Origin of the sequence: Kitasatospora sp. NPDC048715, from assembly GCF_043198905.1 — a bacterium.
Lineage (GTDB): Bacteria > Actinomycetota > Actinomycetes > Streptomycetales > Streptomycetaceae > Kitasatospora > Kitasatospora lactacystinica.
In genome coordinates this window covers 208,636-211,780 of the sequence record NZ_JBICVH010000013.1, presented here as the reverse complement: position 1 = coordinate 211,780, position 3,145 = coordinate 208,636, and the positions used below count along the sequence as shown (strand labels likewise).

Genomic DNA, 3,145 nt, shown 5'->3' with positions numbered 1-3,145 from the left:
CCCATGACCAACCCCTTCGACGACCAGGACGGCACCTTCCTCGTGCTCGTCAACGACGAGAACCAGCACTCGCTCTGGCCGCAGTTCGCGGACGTCCCCGACGGCTGGACCGTCGTCCACGGCCCCGACACCAACGCCGCCTGCCTGGAGTACGTCGAGAAGTCCTGGACCGACATGCGGCCCAGGAGCCTCGCCGACGCCATGGACACCCAGCGGTAGTGCGGCCCGCAGTGAACCCGACCGACACCACGGACGAGGCCCGCCCCGCGGCGGGCCTCGCCCCGCCCCACGCCCTCGTCCCGCCCCACGACTTCGCCGCGGACCTGCTCACCCCCGAGGCCCGGCGGGACCCGTACCCGTTCTACGCCCGCATGCGGCGCGAGAGCCCCGTCCACCGCAGCGCCCAGGGCATCTGGTACCTCACCCGGTACGCCGACGTCGAGGCGGCCCTGAGCGACCTGCGGCTGTCCAACGACCGCGACCGGATGACCCGCGCCTACGGTGCGCTCGGCGGCGACATGAAGGCCTTCAGCCGGCTCACCGACCGGCTCGGCCGGGTGATGACCAACACCGACCCGCCGGACCACGCCCGGCTGCGCAAGCTGGCCAACCGGGCCTTCACCGCCCGGCGCGTCGAAGCCCTGCGCGACGGCGTCCAGCGCATCGTCGACCGGCTCATCGACGAGGCCGTCGCGGCGGGGCCGACCATGGACCTGATCGAGGCGGTCGCAGCCCCGCTGCCGATGTCCGTCGTCTGCGAGCTCTTCGGCATTCCGGACGAGGACCGGCCGCAGGTCAAGACCTGGTTCCGCCGCTTCGGCCGGCTGGGCGAGGACATCGACAAGTCCGAGGAGGCGATCGGGCAGTACGAGGAGTACCTCGCCCGGCTCGTCCGCCTGCGCCGGGCGGACCCGGGCGACGACCTGATCAGCGCCCTGGTCGCCACCCAGGCTCAGGACGACCGGCTCACCGACTCCGAACTGCTGTCCACCTGCTTCGTCCTGATCACCGCCGGCGACGAGACCACCACCCACCTGATCGGCAACGGCGTCCTCGCCCTGCTGCGCCACCCGGACCAACTGGCCCGGCTGCGCGCGGACCCGACGCTGATCCGGGGCGCCGTCGAGGAACTCGCCCGCTACGACACGGTGACCCAGGCGATCGTCCGGGTCGTCGCGGAGGACCTGGAGATCGGCGGACGGACACTGCGGGAGGGTGAGCTGGTGTACCTGTTCCTCGGTGCGACCAACCGCGATCCCGAGCGCTTCGAGGCCCCCGACCGGCTCGACCTGACCCGCCCCGGCAACCGGCACCTGAGCTTCGGCCACGGGCCGCACTTCTGCCTCGGCGGCCCGCTGGCCAAGCTCCAGGCGGAGGTGGCGATCGGCACGCTGGTGCGCCGGCTGCCCGAACTGCGGATGGCCGACGAGGCGGCGCTGGACTGGCGGCCCAACCCGCTGCAACGGCGGCTGTGCGCTCTGCCGCTCACCCACTGACCATGAACGACGACGAAGGAGTACCGCCCATGGCCCGAGAGTTCGAGGTCCGCCGGGAACAGGACCTGCCCGCCACGCCGGAACAGGTCTGGGCCGCGGTCGCCACCGGCGCGGGCAACCTCGGCTGGCTGTACCCGATGGAGATCGAGCCGCGCGTCGGCGGAAAGGCCACCCGGGGCGACTCCACCGTCGTGGCGTGGGAGCCGCCGCGGCACTTCGCCGTCCGGGCGGCCCTCGGCGACGAGTTCTCCAACACGCTCAGCTACTGGATCGAGCCGGTGGACGGCGGAACGAGTCACCTGCGGATGGGAATCCACTGGGTGCACAAGGGCGTCTGGGACGAGGTCTGGGACAGGAAGTCGGACGCGGCCGAGAAGCACGTCGACTTCTACCAGCACGGCCTCGCCGAGTACCTGCGCCACTTCGCCGGCCGCCCCGCCGTCTACGCCAGGGCCCAGCGCCCCGAACCCACCGCCGACCCGGCCGACTTCGCCGCCCTGCGCCGCCGCCTCGGCCTCGCCGACGACGCGGCCGTCGGCGACCGCTTCCCACTTCTCGTCCCCGGCAGGGACGGAGGCCCGGAGGAGGTGGTCGTGGACTGGCTCAGCCCCGAGTTCGTCGGCCTGCGCGGCCCGGACGCGCTCTACCGGTTCTTCAACGGCAGCACCTGGAACGTGCCGATCTGGCTGGGCCACCACCTGTTCGCCGAGGACGCCGACGAGCAGCGGGCCACCGCGGCGTGGACCGCCTGGCTCAACGACACCCAAGCCTAGGACCCCGATGGAAACCTCAACCCGAACCCTGCTCTTCGCCGCCGAACTCGTCGAGGAGAACGGCACCTACACCCTCCTCGTCGAGGACGTCCAGCGGGGCGGCGTCCAGACCACCCCGGTCCCCAAGGCCATGGTCGACAAGCTCCCCACCTTCCTCTCGGCCCTCGCCGCCAAGCTCAACCCACCGCCGTCGCGCCGCCGCTGGTAGCCCTCCTGGCCCCCACGGGGCCGGTGCCGTCCGGAAGCCGCCGCTCCCGGACGGCACCGGCCCCGTCGCTGATGACCGCGAGACGGGCACTCCGCAGCCTTCGAGTTCTCGGCTGCTTTTCATCGGGACGATTCCCGCGCGGGTGTGCCCTGCGGCCTGTGATGTCGCTGAGCCGTGAGCGGCGTCGCACACCGGGAGCGAGGGCCTGACGGTCTCGGCGGGAGGGCGGGACCTCGGGCCGGAACGGATCCGATGGGGCGAGGTGGGATTTCGTGGGTGCCGTCGGCCCGGCTCTCTGGACTTACTAGGACGTCCAACTATATGGTCGACGGCAGGTCCGCGGTGTCAGGGAAGCCGGTGTGAGTCCGGCACGGTCCCGCCACTGTGACCGGGGAGTTCGTCCTCGCATGTGACGGCCACTGGCAGCCAGCCGGGAAGGCCAGGGGCGGGCGTGGATCCGGGAGTCAGGATACCGGCCGCGGGTGATCCGTGTTTTCCACGAGGATGGAGACGACACGCATGACTCCGGGCCGCTGTTCCCGTTCCGCTGCCGTGCTGCCGACCGCCGGGGCCAACCTGCTCTGACGGTTCGTCAATCACCGCCTGTCGCGAGGCGTCGGCGTACCACCGTACGCCCGAGCCCCGCGGCGTGGGCGGTGTGCTCTCCA

General features: G+C 71.9%; 4 protein-coding genes and 1 riboswitch. All 4 genes read left to right on the top strand.

Going from position 1 to position 3,145, the window contains the following annotated elements:
• The first annotated feature begins 3 nt into the window (after window positions 1–3).
• From ACGFSC_RS24570 to ACGFSC_RS24555, 4 genes are read left to right on the top strand one after another with little or no spacing between them, the layout of a single operon-like run.
• On the top strand, window positions 4–219 hold the full coding sequence (locus tag ACGFSC_RS24570) for an MbtH family protein (protein ID WP_359901310.1): 216 nt from the start codon (window positions 4–6) through the stop codon (window positions 217–219).
• 11 nt (window positions 220–230) lie between these two features.
• Complete coding sequence (locus tag ACGFSC_RS24565; protein ID WP_359901313.1) at window positions 231–1,496, top strand: cytochrome P450; 1,266 nt, start codon at window positions 231–233, stop codon at window positions 1,494–1,496.
• Window positions 1,497–1,525: 29 nt separating this feature from the next.
• Entirely contained in the window at window positions 1,526–2,269 is a 744-nt protein-coding gene (locus ACGFSC_RS24560; RefSeq protein WP_359901316.1) for an SRPBCC domain-containing protein, read from the top strand.
• A 7-nt stretch (window positions 2,270–2,276) separates the two neighbouring features.
• Entirely contained in the window at window positions 2,277–2,477 is a 201-nt protein-coding gene (locus tag ACGFSC_RS24555; RefSeq protein ID WP_359901319.1) for a hypothetical protein, read from the top strand.
• Between the two features lie 305 nt (window positions 2,478–2,782).
• Window positions 2,783–2,973, top strand: a riboswitch (cobalamin riboswitch).
• The last annotated feature ends 172 nt before the right edge of the window (window positions 2,974–3,145 follow it).

Excerpts from the sequence above, each read along its gene's own strand:
- ACGFSC_RS24560 (WP_359901316.1), top strand. The coding sequence starts at position 1,526 with ATGGCCCGAGAGTTCGAGGTCCGCCGGGAACAGGACCTGCCCGCCACG.
- ACGFSC_RS24555 (WP_359901319.1), top strand. The coding sequence starts at position 2,277 with ATGGAAACCTCAACCCGAACCCTGCTCTTCGCCGCCGAACTCGTCGAG.
- ACGFSC_RS24570 (WP_359901310.1), top strand. The coding sequence starts at position 4 with ATGACCAACCCCTTCGACGACCAGGACGGCACCTTCCTCGTGCTCGTC.